The sequence below is a fragment of the Alteromonas sp. 76-1 genome (assembly GCF_900654235.1).
In the GTDB taxonomy this organism is placed as follows: domain Bacteria; phylum Pseudomonadota; class Gammaproteobacteria; order Enterobacterales; family Alteromonadaceae; genus Alteromonas; species Alteromonas naphthalenivorans.
On the sequence record NZ_LR136958.1, the window covers coordinates 1,245,892 to 1,264,485 of the forward strand.

15 protein-coding genes are annotated in these 18,594 nt (G+C 44.7%); 13 read left to right on the top strand and 2 right to left on the bottom strand.

Features of this window, described 5'->3' with window-relative positions:
* The first annotated feature begins 10 nt into the window (after window positions 1–10).
* The 10 genes from ALT761_RS05180 (at window position 11) to ALT761_RS05225 (ending at window position 11,413) form a co-directional block, all read left to right on the top strand.
* Window positions 11–2,230 carry a chemotaxis protein CheA gene (locus tag ALT761_RS05180; RefSeq protein ID WP_129737081.1) on the top strand — a complete coding sequence of 740 codons (2,220 nt, stop codon included), beginning with the start codon at window positions 11–13 and terminating at the stop codon, window positions 2,228–2,230.
* Between the two features lie 30 nt (window positions 2,231–2,260).
* Window positions 2,261–3,391, top strand: coding sequence for a protein-glutamate methylesterase/protein-glutamine glutaminase (locus tag ALT761_RS05185; RefSeq protein ID WP_129737083.1), 1,131 nt, complete (start codon window positions 2,261–2,263; stop codon window positions 3,389–3,391).
* A 71-nt stretch (window positions 3,392–3,462) separates the two neighbouring features.
* Window positions 3,463–4,227, top strand: coding sequence for a ParA family protein (locus ALT761_RS05190; protein ID WP_129737085.1), 765 nt, complete (start codon window positions 3,463–3,465; stop codon window positions 4,225–4,227).
* Between the two features lie 6 nt (window positions 4,228–4,233).
* Window positions 4,234–5,085, top strand: a complete 852-nt coding sequence (locus tag ALT761_RS05195) for a chemotaxis protein CheW (RefSeq protein ID WP_129737087.1) — start codon at window positions 4,234–4,236, stop codon at window positions 5,083–5,085.
* Complete coding sequence (locus ALT761_RS05200) at window positions 5,060–5,551, top strand: chemotaxis protein CheW (RefSeq protein WP_013785082.1); 492 nt, start codon at window positions 5,060–5,062, stop codon at window positions 5,549–5,551. The genes ALT761_RS05195 and ALT761_RS05200 overlap by 26 nt, the downstream gene beginning before the upstream one ends.
* Window positions 5,552–5,640: 89 nt before the next feature.
* Window positions 5,641–6,081 carry a DUF2802 domain-containing protein gene (locus tag ALT761_RS05205; protein ID WP_129737089.1) on the top strand — a complete coding sequence of 147 codons (441 nt, stop codon included), beginning with the start codon at window positions 5,641–5,643 and terminating at the stop codon, window positions 6,079–6,081.
* Window positions 6,082–6,181: 100 nt separating this feature from the next.
* Window positions 6,182–7,120, top strand: coding sequence for a homoserine O-acetyltransferase MetA (gene metA, locus ALT761_RS05210; RefSeq protein WP_013785080.1), 939 nt, complete (start codon window positions 6,182–6,184; stop codon window positions 7,118–7,120).
* A gap of 3 nt (window positions 7,121–7,123) precedes the next feature.
* On the top strand, window positions 7,124–8,191 hold the full coding sequence (locus ALT761_RS05215; RefSeq protein WP_129737091.1) for a homocysteine S-methyltransferase family protein: 1,068 nt from the start codon (window positions 7,124–7,126) through the stop codon (window positions 8,189–8,191).
* 8 nt (window positions 8,192–8,199) lie between these two features.
* Complete coding sequence (gene metH / locus ALT761_RS05220; protein WP_129737093.1) at window positions 8,200–10,824, top strand: methionine synthase; 2,625 nt, start codon at window positions 8,200–8,202, stop codon at window positions 10,822–10,824.
* Window positions 10,817–11,413, top strand: a complete 597-nt coding sequence (locus ALT761_RS05225; protein WP_129737095.1) for a DUF938 domain-containing protein — start codon at window positions 10,817–10,819, stop codon at window positions 11,411–11,413. Before metH ends, ALT761_RS05225 begins: the two co-directional genes overlap by 8 nt.
* A 145-nt stretch (window positions 11,414–11,558) precedes the next feature.
* Here ALT761_RS05225 and ALT761_RS05230 read toward each other — a convergent pair whose 3' ends face one another.
* On the bottom strand, window positions 11,559–12,452 hold the full coding sequence (locus tag ALT761_RS05230; RefSeq protein WP_129737097.1) for a LysR family transcriptional regulator: 894 nt from the start codon (window positions 12,450–12,452) through the stop codon (window positions 11,559–11,561).
* Window positions 12,453–12,553: 101 nt separating this feature from the next.
* Window positions 12,554–13,498, bottom strand: a complete 945-nt coding sequence (locus ALT761_RS05235; protein ID WP_129737099.1) for a hydrogen peroxide-inducible genes activator — start codon at window positions 13,496–13,498, stop codon at window positions 12,554–12,556.
* A gap of 143 nt (window positions 13,499–13,641) precedes the next feature.
* Here ALT761_RS05235 and ALT761_RS05240 point away from each other — a divergent pair, with 143 nt between their 5' ends.
* From ALT761_RS05240 to ALT761_RS05250, 3 genes are all read left to right on the top strand, one after another.
* Window positions 13,642–14,289 (top strand): carbonic anhydrase, encoded by a 648-nt coding sequence (locus ALT761_RS05240; RefSeq protein WP_129737101.1) that lies wholly within the window; start codon window positions 13,642–13,644, stop codon window positions 14,287–14,289.
* A 35-nt stretch (window positions 14,290–14,324) separates the two neighbouring features.
* Complete coding sequence (locus tag ALT761_RS05245) at window positions 14,325–15,962, top strand: SulP family inorganic anion transporter (RefSeq protein WP_129737103.1); 1,638 nt, start codon at window positions 14,325–14,327, stop codon at window positions 15,960–15,962.
* A 185-nt stretch (window positions 15,963–16,147) separates the two neighbouring features.
* Window positions 16,148–18,562, top strand: coding sequence for a TonB-dependent receptor domain-containing protein (locus tag ALT761_RS05250; protein ID WP_129737105.1), 2,415 nt, complete (start codon window positions 16,148–16,150; stop codon window positions 18,560–18,562).
* The last annotated feature ends 32 nt before the right edge of the window (window positions 18,563–18,594 follow it).

Below are 18,594 nucleotides of genomic sequence, written 5' to 3' on the forward strand. Positions count from 1 at the left end.
GAGCGGGCGCATGGCGTTTGATGTTGACGAGGATATATTACAGGACTTTCTAGTTGAAGCTGGGGAGATCCTTGAACAATTACAAGAACAGCTCGTTGATCTGGAAAATAATCCTGAAGATGCAGATTTACTGAATGCAATCTTCCGTGGTTACCATACCGTAAAAGGTGGCGCCGGCTTTTTGTCGCTTACCGAATTAGTTGAAATTTGCCACGGTGCAGAAAACGTTTTCGATGTAATGCGAAACGGACAACGTACTCTTACGCCTGAATTAATGGATACCATTCTTCAGGCCACCGATGTAGTAGTAGATATGTTTGAGCGTGTTAAAGCGCAAGAACCTCTAATACCTGCAGACGCAAAGTTAGTTGATTTGCTGCATAAGTTAAGCACCCCAGAAACCCCAGACGAAAATATCTTTGGTGAAAGTAGTGATGCGGCTGAAGCCCCCGCTGCCGAAGAAGAATTCGCGTTAGAAGAAGCGCCTGTCCCTGAAGCGCCTGCCGCAAGCAGCGATGGCGGCATCGACGAGATTTCTGAAGATGAATTTGAAGCCTTGCTGGATGAACTTCATGGTTCAAATGCCCCAGGTAAATCTGCGCCTAAAGCAGAACCAAAAGCGGCTGCACCTGCGGTTGGTGGTTCAGGTGATGATATTACAGACGATGAATTTGAAGCACTGTTAGACGAATTGCACGGCAAAGGTAAATTTAAAGAAGATGAACCAGCGCCTGTAGCTGCGCCGAAAGCGGCAGCGCCTAGCGGTGAAGAAATTACCGACGATGAATTTGAAGCACTGCTTGACCAATTACATGGTTCAGGACAGGGTCCTACAGCGCAAGGCGCTGAACCAGCAGCAAATACACCGCCTGTAGATAAAAAGGCGACAGAAGCAATTCAGAAGGCCAAGGCAGAGCAATCTGCAGCTAGTACGCCGGCTAAATCAACGCCTGCCGCAAAAGCGCCAGCGCCTAGTCCAGCCGCTAAAAAGGCGCCAGAGCCTGCTAAAGCCCCGGCTAAAAAAGACGACAAAAAATCAACCCCAGCGCCACCTCAAGCAGAAACTACCGTTCGTGTTGATACCAAGCGCCTAGACCAAATTATGAATATGGTTGGCGAGTTAGTATTAGTACGAAATCGTTTGCTGAGTTTAGGAATAAACAATGCTGACGAAAGTATGTCAAAGGCAATTGCTAACCTAGATGTGGTAACGGGTGATTTGCAGGGTGCGGTTATGAAAACCCGCATGCAGCCAATTAAGAAAGTGTTTGGCCGCTTCCCTCGGGTTGTTCGAGACTTAGCACGTAGTTTGAAAAAAGAAATCACCTTGGAATTGGAAGGTGAAGAGACAGATTTAGATAAAAACTTGGTAGAAGCATTGGCCGATCCGTTAGTTCACTTAGTGAGAAACTCAGTGGACCATGGTATTGAAATGCCTGATGACCGTGCTGCTACAGGTAAAGCTCGAATGGGAACCGTTAGATTATCGGCTTCTCAAGAAGGCGACCATATCTTACTCACCATTGAAGATGATGGTAAGGGAATGGATGCTGAAAAACTGAAAGAGATTGCTATAAGCCGAGGTGTTTTAGACGCCGATGCGGCTGCGCGTATGTCTGATGTTGAAGCGTTCAATCTTATTTTTGCACCAGGTTTCTCAACGAAAACTGAGATTAGTGATATCTCGGGCCGTGGTGTAGGCATGGATGTGGTTAAAACAAAAATTAACCAGCTTAACGGTACGATTAATATTGATTCTCACCTTGGGAAAGGCACACGACTCGATATAAAGGTTCCACTCACGCTTGCGATATTACCTACCCTGATGATTGTGGTTGGCAAACAAACGTTCGCGTTACCGTTAGGTGCGGTCAACGAAATTATCAATATGGACATCAAGAAAACCAATACGGTTGATGGCCAATTAACCATGATAGTTCGTTCTAAAGCGATACCACTGTTCTTCCTCGGAGAATGGTTGATCCGCGGACCTAAAAATATAATCAAAGAAAAAGGTCACGTCGTCGTGGTTCAAATAGGCACCCAGCAAGTTGGATTTGTTGTTGATGCACTAATAGGCCAAGAAGAAGTAGTGATAAAACCATTAGATGCCTTATTACAAGGAACGCCAGGTATGGCGGGAGCAACTATCACATCCGACGGTGGAATTGCACTCATCTTAGATGTTCCTAGCTTACTGAAGCGTTATGCTAAAAAGCCTTTAAAGTAATACGGCGTAACAAATAGGAAATTAACATCCATGGTCTTTAAAGTCCTGGTCGTGGACGATTCTACTTTTTATCGTCGTCGAGTTCGCGAGATACTTGACGACGACAGAGAGCTTGAAGTTATTGGTGAAGCTCGTAACGGGCAAGATGCACTAGATAAAATAGATACACTGCTACCTGATGTAGTCACAATGGATGTGGAAATGCCGATAATGGATGGCATTTCAGCGGTAAAAGCCATTATGGAAAAACGGCCCGTGCCTATTTTAATGTTTTCGTCTCTTACGCACCATGGTGCACAAGCGACCCTAGATGCGTTAGAAGCCGGTGCATTAGATTTTCTACCAAAGAAATTCGAAGATATCGCCCAAGACCGTAAAGACGCAGCACGATTGCTGTGTACAAAAGTAAGATTGATTGCACGGCGTGGTGTCGGTATCAAACGCCCTGTATTAAAGCGTATTGAAAGTAGGAAGTTTCCTGATAACGCGCCGAAACCAGCGTTTTTCAAGAGTTCAAATCTACTTAGCGGAAGGAAAGATGCCACGAGGCAGCCCACCGTTTCCTCGATTAAGGCTTCTGGTAAAAGGTATAAGTGTTTAGCAATTGGTGCATCTACGGGTGGACCAGTGGCGTTGCAGAAGATACTGGTAGCACTGCCATCAGATTTTCCTTATCCAATTGTGTTGGTGCAACATATGCCAGGCACTTTTACTAACGCATTTGCACAGCGACTTAATTCACATTGCAATATTGCGGTTAAAGAAGCTGAACATGGTGACATATTGAAGCCAGGTTGCGCTTACTTAGCGCCCGGCGGTAAACAAATGTTGATAGAGAGTTCAGGCTCTCATAAGAAAGTAGTAATTACCGACGCTAACCCGTCTGATAAAATAAACTATAAGCCGAGTGTTGATTTAACCTTCGGTTCGCTGGCCAAAGCTTATGGTGGCGATTTATTGGGTATTATATTAACTGGTATGGGTGCAGATGGGCGAGAAGGCTGCCGGTTGATGAAAGACAACGGTGCCACTATTTGGGCGCAAGATCAGGATTCATGTGTTGTTTATGGCATGCCTCAAGCGGTAGCTGTTGCAAACATCTCGGTTAACAGTATTGATATAGATGACATGAGCAGCTGTATCTTAACCGAAATGACATAGCCTAAGCACAGCGACAGTATTGCCTGTGAGTGAACAACAACCCAAGTAAATATAAGCTGGGAATTAAAACGATGAAGGTGTGGACAGTTGCAAACCAGAAAGGCGGAGTTGGTAAAACAACAACAACAGTAACCTTAGGTGGTTTGTTAGCTCAACGCGGGAAGCGGGTATTGATGGTTGACACCGATCCCCACGCCTCATTGAGTTACTATTTTGGCATAGACGCAGAGTTACTCAGTCAATCTGTCTACGACATTTTTATTAAGTCTTCTGAAATTACTGCCGATATGGTCATGGACTGTTTGTGTCCAACTAAGCTAGACAATTTGTACGTTTTGCCCGCTACCATGGCGTTAGCCACATTAGACAGAACAATGGGTAGCGAGCAAGGAATGGGCTTAGTGCTAAAAAAAGCACTGGCCAAAGTAGAGAATGAATTTGATGTAGTCATTATTGATTGTCCGCCAGTACTTGGTGTACTTATGGTCAACGCATTGGCAGCATGCAATAAAGTGATAGTGCCGACACAAACAGAATATTTGGCGCTGAAAGGCTTAGACAGAATGATACGCACTATGGAAATAATGGGGCGCTCTCTTCAAAAGTCTTTTGACACTGTGATTATTCCTACTATGTTCGACAAACGCACGAACGCGGCACTTGAATCAAGAAAGCGTTTAATGAGTGATTATGGAGAGCGGGTTTGGCAAGGTGTAATTCCCGTAGATACGCATTTTAGAGATGCGAGTTTAGTACAGTTGCCAATTTCCGCAGCATACCCGAAAACCCGAGGGGTAACGGCTTATAGCAAGTTACTTGAGGTTTTGGAGAAGTAAAGTTAGATGAGCAATCAAGGACCTTTTGCACGGGAAGACGTTGTAGAGGCTTATCTCGATAGCCTATTAAAAGAGCCAGATGATCCGGCAGACGTGACTGCGCGAACGGCAAAATTGCTTGAGCAAGCGGTGCAAACGTTAGCCGAAGAAGCCACAATTGATGAAGCACCTACCACTGAACAAGCAGTGGTTGAAGAAGCCATTATTGAAGCAGTGTCATCTAGCACAGGCAAAGATGTCGAAGAAACTACGCAATACGAAAAAAGCGACTACAATGAAATAGATAATGAGACTGCTGAATCAGTCGATGCCTCTTTAGAAGAGGGGCAATCAGTCGTAAAAGGATTGTTGGTCGACAGCCTCGAAAATAATTTTCAGGCATTATTTTTTGAAGTGGCAGGGTTAACATTAGCAGTGCCATTAACCACCCTGGGTGGTATACATCAGATTGAAAAGATAGGCCCTCTATTTGGGAAACCAGATTGGTTTATGGGGGTAATGATACATCGCGAAGAGAAGCTTAGCGTTGTAGATTCTGCAAGGTGGGTCATGCCAGAAAAGTATGATGAGAGTCTCGCAGAGTCATTGAACTACCGATATCTTATTATGTTAGGGGATAGTTCGTGGGGATTGGCCAGTGAGAAACTGGTTAACACGGTCACCTTGGCAAAAGCTGACGTCAAATGGCGTGAGTCTACCGGTAAGCGTCCCTGGTTAGCGGGGATGGTTAAAGAGAAAATGTGCGCGTTAATTGACGTTAACGAATTAATATCTATGCTTAACAAAGGCTTAGGCAGTAACGACCAGACGCCGAGTATTGGGAGCCAGGTTCATGAGCGACGAAAGAACGAACAGTAATACCACCGATAGTAACGATGAAGTCCTTCAATGGGTGACATACCGCTTAGGTGAAGAAACATACGGTATTAACGTAATGCAAGTGCAAGAGGTATTGCGTTACACTGAAATTGCACCTGTACCCGGCGCACCTGACTACGTACTAGGTATCATTAACCTACGTGGTAATGTTGTTACGGTCATAGATACACGTGCACGTTTTGGATTACCACCAACAGAAATAACGGACAATACCCGTATTGTGATCATCGAGTCTGATGAACAAGTCGTGGGTATACTTGTTGATAGCGTGGCTGAAGTGGTTTACCTTCGCTCGTCTGAAATTGACAGTGCGCCTAACGTGGGTACTGAAGAAAGTGCTAAATTTATCCAAGGTGTAAGCAACCGAGACGGTGAGCTTCTCATTCTAGTGGATTTAAACAAGCTGTTAAGTGACGAAGAGTGGGATGAACTAAGTTCAATTTAGTCAACCTACACGTCTAAAGGGCAGGTAACTGAGTTATCTGCCTTTTTTATTTCCGGTTTACATAGGTACGAATTAAGGCTTCTTCGCATATGGATCTGCAGTTTATTGCTCCAACAATCAACGAACTTATATTGCTTGCGCTTGTGATAGCACTTGGTGTTTTTGCGATATGGTTAACGTTCAAAGAGCGAAAAACACATGCGGCATTAAGCGAACTGCAAGACCTAGTAACGCGTAGAACCGATGACATGGATACCCAAATCCGAGATTTTGGTCATCAACAAAATGAAGCACAAACCCGCAGTTTAGTGGTTACTCGCCACTTACAAGCCCTTCAAGCTAAACAAGATGACTTTGAAAATCAGATCCGTGAACTAAAACTTCAAGACCCCTCCCTAAGGCTTTATCAGCGAGCGGCCGAGTTAGTAAAGCAAGGCGCCAGTATCGAGGAAGTGATGGAGGCTTGTGATATTCCTCGTGCCGAAGCAGAAATGTTATTTATGGTACACAAACAATCCCCTTCTCAATAATGCCATTAAACGTCCGTTTAGACGTCTAGACGTAAAGATGTTGACATCTGTGTGGTAATTGCCACAATACAGTCATAGTAACTTATGACTGGAGCCTTCTATGCCAATTCGTATACCAGAACAACTGCCTGCGCAGAATGTGTTGTTGGGCGAAAACATCTTCACCATGGAGAGCAATAGGGCGGCGAATCAGGATATACGTCCTCTTAAAGTGGGTATCTTAAACTTGATGCCTAATAAAATTGAGACTGAAGTACAGCTGTTGAGATTACTTTCCAACACGCCTCTTCAAATTGATGTAGATTTTATTCGCATCGATAGTCAGGCACCCAAAAATACCCCTCAGTCTCACATGGATGCTTTCTATCACGACTTTTCACAAGTGGCAGACAAAAAGTACGACGGGCTTATCGTGACTGGTGCCCCTCTAGCATTGTTGAAATACGAAGACGTAAAGTACTGGGATACCATGACTACCATTTTAGAATGGGCACAGCGTCACGTTAACTCCACGCTATATTTATGCTGGGCTGCACATGCTGCCATGTACCATTTTTATAACTTTACTCGCACGCTGCGCAAAGAAAAATTTTCAGGCGTATTCGAGCACAAAGTAAACGACCCCCATAATGAGTTATTGCGTGGCTTCGACCCGGTATTCTATGCGCCTCATTCTCGTTATGGTCATATCGATACCGCGAATTACAATAGTGTAGATGGACTGCATGTGGTGGCAGAGTCTGAAGAAGTGGGCGCCTATATTGTTGCCTCAGAAGATAAGCGCATGGTGTTTGTTACGGGGCATCCAGAATACGATGCTGATACCCTTGGCGATGAATATTTTAGAGACGTAAAGGCAGGGCAGACACCGTCTATACCAAAAAATTATTTTACGGATAACGATCCGACCAAGCCACCCATCGTCAGATGGCGCTCCCACGGGAGTCTGTTTTTTACGAACTGGTTAAACTACTATGTTTATCAAACAACGCCATATGACTTAAATCAGTTAGCTGAAAAATCACAGCCAAAGAGGTAACGCGTGAGTCAACATCCAGTTTCTAGCGCGCAAGCAACACTGCTAAGCGCTGCACAACAACGTATTCTTGTATTAGATGGTGCGATGGGAACCATGATCCAGCAGCATAAGCTGGAAGAAGAAGATTACCGTGGTACCCAGTTTGCCGATTGGCACTGTGATGTGAAAGGCAACAATGACCTTTTAGCCATCACACAGCCGGATATTATTTATCAAATTCATTGTGATTACTTTGAAGCTGGCGCCGATATCGTTGAGACCAATACGTTTAACGCTACCACAATAGCCATGGCCGATTACGACATGGAAGCGCAGTCCAGAGACATCAATATTGCTGCCGCTAAATTAGCCAGAAAAGCGGCTGATGAGTTCACAGCGAAAACCCCGGATAAACCAAGATTTGTTGCCGGTGTATTAGGGCCAACGAATCGTACTGCGTCTATCTCTCCTGATGTTAACGACCCAGGTAAGCGCAACGTCACTTTCGATGCCTTAGTAGAAGCCTATACAGAGTCTACCGAAGCGCTAATCGAAGGCGGCGTAGATTTGATTATGCTTGAAACCATTTTCGATACGCTAAATGCTAAAGCGGCAGCTTTCGCCGTGGAAACCGTGTTCGAAAAACTAGGTAAGTATTTGCCAGTGATGATTTCAGGCACCATTACCGATGCCTCAGGCAGAACGCTTTCGGGGCAAACCTCTGAAGCCTTTTATTATTCAATGCGCCACATTAGCCCGTTTTCGTTTGGCTTAAATTGCGCTTTAGGGCCTGACTTGTTACGCCAATATGTTGAAGAAGTCTCAACGATTAGCGAGTGCCTTGTATCTGCTCACCCCAACGCGGGTTTGCCCAACGAGTTTGGCGAATATGACTTAGAAGCACCTGAAATGGCCGAGCATATCAAAGAATGGGCAGAGTCTGGGTTAGTGAATATTGTAGGCGGCTGCTGTGGCAGTACCCCTGAACATATTCGCGCTATTGCCGATGCGGTAAGTAGCATAGCACCAAGAACGGTGCCTAAGTTCGAGCCCAAAATGCGTTTGTCTGGCCTTGAGCCGTTTGTACATTAGGAGGCAGCGTGAGCGCACAATTTTCTACATTTATTAATATTGGTGAACGTACTAACGTTACCGGTTCAGCACGCTTCAAACGTCTTATTCTTGAAGGCGATTATGAAACCGCCCTTGATGTTGCCCGCCAGCAAGTTGAAAGTGGCGCGCAAATTATTGATATCAATATGGACGAGGCCATGCTTGATTCCAAGCAGGCCATGGTCACCTTTTTAAACCTGATTGCTTCAGAGCCTGATATCAGTCGGGTTCCTATTATGATTGACTCATCAAAATGGGAAGTGATTGAAGCGGGGCTAAAATGCGTACAAGGCAAGGCGATTGTAAACTCAATCAGCCTTAAAGAAGGCGAAGAGAGCTTTCTGGCCCAAGCCAAGAAAATCAAACGTTATGGTGCTGCCACGGTAGTGATGGCATTTGATGAAACAGGGCAGGCCGACACCCAAGCTCGTAAAGTTGAGATATGCCAACGCAGTTATAAATTGCTGACAGAATCTATCGGCTTTCCACCAGAAGACATTATCTTTGATCCGAATATCTTTGCGGTAGCAACAGGTATAGAAGAGCATGATAACTACGCGGTAGATTTTATCGAAGCCACGGCGAAAATTCGTGAGCTTTGCCCTTATGCGCATATCTCGGGGGGGCTTTCCAACATATCGTTCTCGTTTAGAGGCAATAACCCTGTACGCGAAGCGATGCACTCGGTGTTTTTGTATCACGCCATTCGTGCCGGTATGGATATGGCTATCGTGAATGCGGGGCAGCTTGAAGTTTATGATGAAATACCAAAGGAACTTCGCGAAGCGGTAGAAGATGTGATTTTAAATCGCCGTAGCGATTCTACTGAGCGTTTGCTTGATATTGCCCCTAACTATCAAGGCGACGGTAAAGCAGCGGCAAAAGAAGATTTAAGCTGGCGAGAGCAAGACGTTAATAAGCGTTTGGCCCATGCGCTTGTAAAAGGCATTACCGATTACATCATTGATGATACCGAAGAAGCCCGTTTACAAGCCGAGCGCCCGCTACATGTAATTGAAGGGCCGTTGATGGACGGCATGAACATTGTTGGTGACTTGTTTGGTGAAGGCAAAATGTTTTTGCCTCAAGTTGTAAAATCGGCGCGGGTAATGAAAAAAGCCGTGGCCCATTTACAGCCTTACATTGAAGCCGAAAAATCCGACGGTACCAAGAGCAATGGCAAGATACTGCTTGCCACGGTGAAAGGTGATGTACACGACATTGGTAAAAACATTGTAGGCGTTGTGCTGCAATGCAATAACTTTGAAGTGATAGATCTTGGAGTGATGGTGCCGGCTGCCACTATCTTGCAAGTTGCAAAAGATGAAAACGTAGACATGATTGGCCTCTCTGGTCTCATTACGCCTTCACTTGATGAAATGGTGCATGTGGCAAAAGAAATGGAGCGTCAAGGTTTCGACTTACCGTTGTTAATTGGCGGCGCAACTACTTCCAAAGCACACACAGCTGTGAAGATAGAACAAAACTATCATGCCCCTGTGGTGTATGTACCCAATGCAAGTCGCGCTGTTGGCGTGTGTCAAAAACTGCTTAATCGTGGCTCTCGAGATATTTACGCCGAAGAACTAGCAAAAGAATACGACAAGGTACGCGACCAACATGCTCGTAAAAAGCCGCGCAGCAAGCCTGTGACCTTAGCGCAAGCGCGAGCTAATGCCTTCACGCCAGATTTTACAGAAGTACCAGTAACACCTAAAAAATTAGGCGTAACGCCGGTGGATGTAGATATCTCGACCTTGCGCCCGTATATCGATTGGACGCCCTTCTTCCTAACCTGGTCTTTGGCTGGTAAATACCCACGAATTTTAGAAGATGAAGTGGTTGGGGAAGAAGCAAGATCCTTATTCGCCGATGCTAACGAGATGCTAGATAACATTATTGCTAACAACTCATTAGCCGCTAAAGGGGTTATTGGCTTATTTCCTGCCAACCGCGTAGATGATGATATTGAAGTGTATACCGATGAGTCGCGCTCAGAAGTTCAAGGTGTAGCCCACCATCTTCGTCAACAAACCTTAAAAGATAAATTTGCTAATTATTGTTTGGCTGATTACGTTGCCGAGAAATCATCAGGCATCAATGATTATATTGGTGCGTTTGCCGTGACTGGCGGAATAGGTGAAGATGAACTTGCCGATAGTTTCATTAAGGCAGGTGATGACTACAACGGTATTATGGTGAAAGCCGTGGCTGATAGATTAGCCGAAGCATTTGCCGAATACTTACACGAACAAGTGCGTAAAGTGTATTGGGGTTATGCCGAAAGTGAAGATTTAACCAATGATGACCTCATTCGTGAAAAGTACCAAGGTATTCGCCCTGCACCAGGTTATGCAGCGTGCCCAGAACATACCGAGAAGCAGCTTATCTGGGATTTATTGTCGGCAGAGCAGCATACCGGCATGAAACTAACCGAAAGCTACGCCATGTGGCCAGGTGCGGCGGTGTCGGGGTGGTATTTCTCCCACCCTCAAAGTAAATACTTTGCCGTAGCTAAAATTCAAAAAGACCAAGTGGAAGACTATGCCACGCGCAAAGGTTGGACACTGGAAGAAGCCGAGAAATGGTTGGGGCCTAATTTACATGACTGAGTCGTTCTCAAAGCCGTTTAGCCAAGCGTGCGAAAATAACAAAGTGCCAATCTTAGCTGTGCTTGAACGCACGTTTGCTAATTGTAAGGGCGTACTAGAAATTGGCAGTGGGACAGGGCAGCATGCAGTTTATTTCGCTGAAAACCTACCGCATTTGCAATGGCAGTGTAGTGACCAACCTGACTATCATGAAGGTATTATTGCGTGGTTAGAAGAAGCTTCGTTACCTAATGTTATAAAGCCCGTGGCGTTAACTATAGGTAAAGACAGCTTTCCATCGCTACCCATTCAAGGTATCTACAGTGCTAATACCGCCCACATTATGCAACGTCATGAAGCTGAGTTGTTGATGAAATCGGTAAGTGAATACTTACCTTCAGGTGGTGTTTTCTGTCAATACGGCCCATTTACTATTGGTGGCGAATTTTCCTCTGAAAGTAACAAGGCATTTCATGAATCACTCATCGAACGTGGATATGGTGGCTATCGTGATATCAGCGAGCTGACAGCATGGAGTAATGACTTAGTGCTGCGTGAAATACATAAGATGCCAGCCAATAATTTATTGCTGGAATGGCACAAAGCCTAGCGCTCTATTTACCATAATGGCTAGCCACGGTGGGTCTGATTCACCATGGCTGTTGAAGCCACCGAGCTTAGTGGCACATCAACGGCATATCAATAGAGGAAAATGAGTGGGTAGGGCAATTTAAAATGTAAACACGTCGATGTGTTTATTTAGGCAACACCGTAGCTTTTGCAAGAGTTATAAATTCGTCAACAAACCCTATCGGATCTACCTCTTTTCGGTGTCCTAAATATAAGGTTTTTTGTAGGCCCTTTTCACCTAAGGGCTTATAAGTTAACACCGCACTTTCTTTCGCTTCATCAACCAACCATTTAGGTAGTGCGGTAACACCGCGCCCCGCTGCCACCATTTGCAAAATAATTTCTGTGGTTTCAATGGTTCTGTGTTGTTTCACGCTTGCACCAGCTGGGGTAAGGAAGCCTGAAAAAATATCTAGTCTATTGGTTTCTACCGGATAGGTGATCACCACTTCATTGGCTAATTGCGCAGGGGTGATATAGGCGCATTCAGCCAAAGGGTGCTCATTGTGCATCACCAATACTTGTTCGTAATCTAATACGCCGGTGTAACTTATTGCCTCTACATGTAATGGGTCGGGCGTGAGTAATAAATCGATGTCGTAGCCATGTAAGGCTTGTAAGCCACCGAATGAAAAGGCCCGTCTTACATCAACGTCTACATCGGGGAAGGCCTTTAAAAACGGTGCAACCACTTTTAACAACCATTCGAAACAAGGGTGACATTCCATTCCAATACGCAATATACCTTGCTTACCTTCCGCCATACGGCGAAGCTGTGCTTCGGTATGCTCGAATTGAGGAAGCACTCGCTGAGAAAGCCCAACTAGGCTTTTGCCAGCTTGGGTTAACACTAATGTTCGCCCTTCCTTTTGCCACAGTGGCAAAGAAAAATTTGCTTCTAGCTTTTTCATCGAATGACTAAGCGCTGACTGAGTAACGAACAACGACTTGGCAGCTTCCGTCATGGTGCCGTGTTTATGAATAGCGCTAATTATTTTAAGGTGCTGACGTTCAATCATAATTTATGAATGTTGCTCATGTATTAACGTAAATATACCATTTTTCTTAATCAATCGGGTCATCAACGTGAGGAAACTCGCGATAATATATAGACCAGTGATTAATCGGTAATAACTTCTACCGCTGTTGAAAGTCGGTTGCTTATGATGTCTCTTATCACAGAGGTAATTTCCCTAAAGGTTTTGCGACCAGGGGCAGTATTTCTCCATGCTAGTGAGTGTAGCCTTTCCATGGGCATACCTTCTATTTCACAAACATGAAGTGCCTCTGGGTGATGTAATTCTGAGTGTATATATAGCCCCGGCAAAAATGCCACGCCCATTCCCATGACTACCATTTGCCGCAGTGTATCTAAGCTAGTTCCTTCATAGTCTCGTTGCAGGTTTGCGCCAATTTCATCGCAGATATGTTGCACTTGATGATGAAAGTGGTGTCTATCTTCTAGTGTGAGTACTTTTTCTCCAGCAATTTGCTCAGGGCGAACAAAGGCATTTCCGGCAAGCTTATGATCAGAAGGCACAACAAATTTAAGCGGTTCGTTAAACAGTGGCTCAGTTATGAGCTGCGAATATTCACTCGAAAGTGGTGAGATAATTAAGTCGTATTCACCGTGCAGCAATCCATGTTGTAGTGCCTGTGGTGCAGCTTCTCGCACGTAGAAACGAAGCCCTGGTTTGCGCTGATGCAATTCGGGTAAAATATGGGGCAACAAGTAAGGGCCGAGCGTAGGGGGAATACCAAGGCGGAAGGTAACCACTTCACCTTCAGCCAGATCCCGTGCTATTTCATTGAAACGGTGATTCGCTTGAAGTACTTCTTCGGCCGCTTCGAGTAGCGCTTTGCCTTGAGGGGATAATAAGGTGCCAGTTCTTGAACGTTCAAATAATACTAAATCCAAACTGCTTTCAAGGGCATTAATTTGACTCGTTAAAGTAGGCTGACTAATACCTAGGCTTGTGGCAGCTTGACGAAAGCTTAAGTATTTAGCTACCACAACAAAATAACGAATTTGGTTAATCGATGGAGTTTTACCGTTCAGTAACATGGTTATTACGTCGCCTTAATTTTATAATTCAAAAAGCGTGATAGTTAAGAGCTATCACGAACTAGTATATTAAACTATTAATCTATCAGGTGACACTGGCGTAGACAGTTAAAGACAATAATTATTATTTAATGGAGAAATTTATGGACCACGTTATTTCGGGTGTTGCGAAATTCCAGAAGGAAGTGTACCCAAATAAAAAGGCGACTTTTCAAAAACTGGCGAACGGTCAGAACCCAGAAGTGCTTTTCATTACGTGTTCAGACTCTCGTATCGACCCTAACCTAGTGACGCAAACTGATCCGGGCGAATTATTTATCTGTCGTAACGCGGGCAACATCGTGCCGCCGCATAGCAACCAAACGGGTGGTATGACTGCCTCAATCGAATTTGCTGTTGCCGCACTGGGCGTTACGCACATCGTTGTTTGTGGACACACAGATTGTGGCGCAATGAAAGGCGCATTAAAGCCAGAAGGGCTTTCTTCATTGCCACACGTTAAAGAATGGCTGGGCCATTGTCGCGCTGCGACTGAAGTTGTTAAAGAGCGTAGTGGTTGTTCTGAACTAACCCACGATCACCTAGAAGATGTAACGAAAGAAAACGTGGTACAGCAAATTCAGCATTTACGTACACACCCTGCTGTTGCCGCAAAAATTGCGAACAAACAAGTTACGCTTCATGGTTGGGTTTATAATATAGGTAGTGGCGAAGTGTTGTGCTACAACAGCGAGTCTGGTGAGTTTGAGGTAATGGATCAATCTCACGCAGAAGCGCAGCTTAAACGATAAGCACTTCTGCGCGATAAGAATTTAGGAAACATTCCATGTTTAAGTTAAATGTAAGTAATTTACGTGGTGACATCACCGGTGGTTTAACCGCCGGTATTGTTGCCTTGCCGCTAGCCTTAGCGCTAGGGGTAGCCTCAGGACTTGGTCCAATGGCCGGCCTTTATGGTGCTATTGCGGTGGGTTTCTTCGCCGCGTTGTTTGGTGGTACACCTTCACAAATTTCTGGGCCTACAGGGCCTATGGTTGTTGTATTAGCAGGTTTGTTTGCCAGCCTCTCAGGCGATGCAAGCTTGATTTTCACCGCTGTTATACTCGCCGGTATTTTTCAGATTATTTTCGGCTTCTTAAAAGTTGGGGAATATATCCGCTTGGTTCCATACCCTGTTATATCAGGCTTTATGTCGGGTATAGGTGCCATTATTATTATTCTACAATTAGGTCGTCTATTGGGGCATGAGCCTCCAGGTGGCACTATTGGCGCATTAAGCTATCTACCTACAGCACTTGCAGATATTAATTTTGCAACGCTAGGCTTAGGTATTGGTACATTAGTTATTGCCTACAAATGGCCTGCGTCATTAGGTAAATATGTGCCGGGTGCGCTAGCAGCACTTATCATTGGTACTCTTGCAAGCTTGGCGTTATCTGTACCTATCTTAGGTCAAATTCCTACGGGCTTACCAAGCATCCAAATGCCAGTATTCGAGCAAGGTACAGCATTACTAATTTTAGAAGCTGCGTTTATTCTTGCAGTACTTGGCGCTATAGACAGTTTGTTGACGTCATTGGTAGCAGACAACATGACCCGTACTCGTCATGACAGCAATAGAGAGCTAATCGGTCAGGGTATTGGTAACACCGTAGCGGGTTTTATTGGTGGTATTGCAGGTGCCGGTGCAACCATGCGAACGGTTGTGAATATTCGTAGCGGTGGTAAAGACCGTATTTCGGGTATGGTTCACGCATTGGTATTACTTGCAATCGTGCTGGGTCTTAGCCCGCTCGCGGCGCAAATTCCTCATGCTGTACTTGCTGGTATTTTGGTTAAAGTGGGCTTAGATATTATCGATTGGAGCTACTTAAAGCGTGCTCATAAGGGGCCTCGTTGGGACTTCGGTCTGATGATATTGGTACTTGCACTCACTGTGTTTGTTGACCTTATCACTGCTGTGGGTGTGGGCGTAGTATTCGCAGCCCTTGCTTATGTGCGCCAAGTTGCTCACTTGCAATTAGAAGAGCTTCGCAAAATTCCAGAGTCGCTTAACGATCCAGAAGAAAATGCATTACTTGAGTCGCTTAAAGGAAAGGTCTCTATTTTCAGCTTCGGTGGTCCGTTAAGCTTTGGTGCTGCTGCTGATGTAGGTCACCATGTAAGAGATAACGTGAAAGCGGGCTCGAAGGTGATGATATTAGATTTCACCCGTGTACCTACTGTGGATGTCTCTGCGGCAATGGCGGTAGAAACAGTGACCGTGGATGCTATGGCGGCTGGTAGACAGTTAGTGATCTGCGGTGCTAATGCCGCGGTGAACGAAGTGTTAGAGAGTATCTGTGTTAATCATCCAGGTATCGTTATTTATGACAACCTGCATGATGCATTGCTTTATGCGAAAAAAAAAGTGACGGAAACACCTAACCAGGAAGTTAATTTTAAGGCTGTATCGCAATCTTAACTTACTGATAAACAAAGTCATTTAATATAAGTCCTTCTCGCGAAGGGCTTTTTTTTTGCGCTTTTTTCATTGCCTGTCATTTTATATTAATTGAATGTTCAATTTAACTTAACGTAACTGTCACATCTGCTTTTTAAGGTGGTTGGGTGAAAAACACTCAAACGATTAAAAAGGGAACATTACACATGACGCGTTACCATCTTATTGCACTTAGTGTACTTGCCGGATTATCAGGCATTTCAAATAGCCACGCCGAAGCTATAGCCGAAGATAAATCTAATGAAATAGAGGAAATTACGGTTGTTGGCCGAAGCGTGTCATACGCTAATAACGCCGCTTCTGACGACATGCAAAAGCAACAAGCTAATTTAAGCAGTGTGCTTGCTGTGGTAGATAACTTACCGGGTGTACTAATTAACGAAGGCGATACCTTTGGGGCCGATGATTGGTCTACTTCTATTGTTATTCGTGGCTTTCAAGTTAACTTAAACGAACAGCAAATCGGTATGACAGTAGATGGTATTGCCAATGGCAACTCTAACTATGGTGGCGGTGCTAAAGCAAACCGTTATATTGATACCGAAAACTTACAAACCATTGAGGTATCGCAAGGCACGTCTGATATTGCTTCTCGCTCTCATGAAGCGCTGGGAGGCACCTTAAACTTCACTACTATCAATCCTAGTGAGGAAGAAGGCTTTGTTGCGAGTGTTACGGCGGGTGAGTTCGATGCGTCTAAATACTATGTGCGTTATGACACCGGCGAGATCTTAAAAGATACGTATGCATGGATAAGTCTTTCTACGCAAGAAAGCAGTGATTTCATGGATCAGGTAGCTGAAAATACCCGTGACCATTTAGCGTTGAAAGTTACCTCTATGGTGGAAAACGTTGCGTTAACTGGTTACGTCTCGTATGACGATACCCACGAAGAAAACTACCAGCGTATTTATAGTCTAGAGCAATATGCGCAAAACCCAGACTGGGATCAGCTTACTAGTGAGTGGACGGGAATTCCTTATCAAGATCAATCTTATCGTCGAGGCTGGTCTACGCTACGGGAAAACCTATTGGCTTACTTAAAAGCTGAGTTCACTGTTGGCGCGGTCGATATTTCTACTAGTGCCTATTACCATGAGAACGAAGGGCGTGGTGATTGGGTACCGCCGTATCTTGTAGACGTAAAAGATGACGGCGCTGAGGGTCACTCAGAGTTGGTTAATGGAAATACAGTTTACGGTGGGAGCGCACTGGGCAATATTTATTTTGTCGACCGCGATGGTATGCAGCTTTCTCCAATTGCTGGCTGCGCAAGCTCAATTACTTTTCCTTATGGTGGCGCGGGCGCAGAGTACGATCCAAGCTGTCATGAACAAGGCGCGATTCCAGTTGGTTCATACCGACACACCCACTACAACAAAGAACGCATCGGTTTTAATGCAGATGGTATCTGGTACGCCAAGTTAGGTGAATTCGATAACACGCTTCGCTTTGGTTTGTGGTGGGAAGATTATGAGCGTGATGAATACCGAGACTGGCACAAGATTACCGACTCAGCGATTGGTTACGATTTTAATAATTCGCCTTACTGGGTACAGTATGACCGTAGTTTCCCCGTTGATACCCTAATGTATTATGTAGAAGACGAAATTGACTTCGGGGTAGCGAAAGTACGTTTAGGCGCTAAGCGTTTCAACGTTGATATTGCGAAGAACGATAATTTCGACAGTGCTAACAACTTAGATGTTAATTCTGATTCTGACACGCTATTTTCTGCCGGTTTTGTAGCGCCTATCGCAGTAGATGGGTTGGAGCTCTTCGCTGGTTACGGCGAAAACTTCGCTTCAATTAAAGATGCACAACTTGAGCGCGACGACACGGACTTACGCTTTATTGAACCAGAAACGGCAGAGAACATTGATGTAGGTCTTCGTTATTCAAGTGCTAAATTCAATGCCAATATTACTTACTACACCATAGAGTTTAATAACCGCATTCAATTCACCAGTAATGAAACTGCTAGCGGTATCGACTTCTTAGAAGCCGCTGCAGGTGGATATAGAAATGTGGGTGGTATTGAGTCTAGCGGTTTTGAAATGTCTGCAGACTTTGCGATTACTGATAACCTTACTGTATTTACGTCACTAACGTTAAGCGAGTCGGAATACATTGAAACCATTGGTGGCACGGGTACGCAGTATGACTCACTGGCTAGCGCACAAGCGGCTATTGCCGACACTACTAACGCTGAGTCTTCACTGGTAGCCGTAAAAGGAAATACGGTTATTGGTACGCCAGATACCATGGCAGTTATTAGCCTAGATTGGAGTAAAAACAATTATTTCGCAGGTATATCGACAAAGTATGTCGACTCTCGTTTCATCGATATTTACAATACCGCTGAAGTAGATGACTATTTAGTTAGCGACCTTTATATTGGTGGTTACATTAGCAATATAGGTCAAGGCATGGAAGAACTTGAAGTTCGCTTAACCGTAAATAACGTGCTAGATGAAGATTATGCGTCTACCATTGCCCCTAATGCATTTTGGATAGGTGCGCCACGCGCGGTTGCCATTAATGCGCGTTTAACGTTTTAATTCACTGTAAGACGGGTTGCTGTAACGTACAT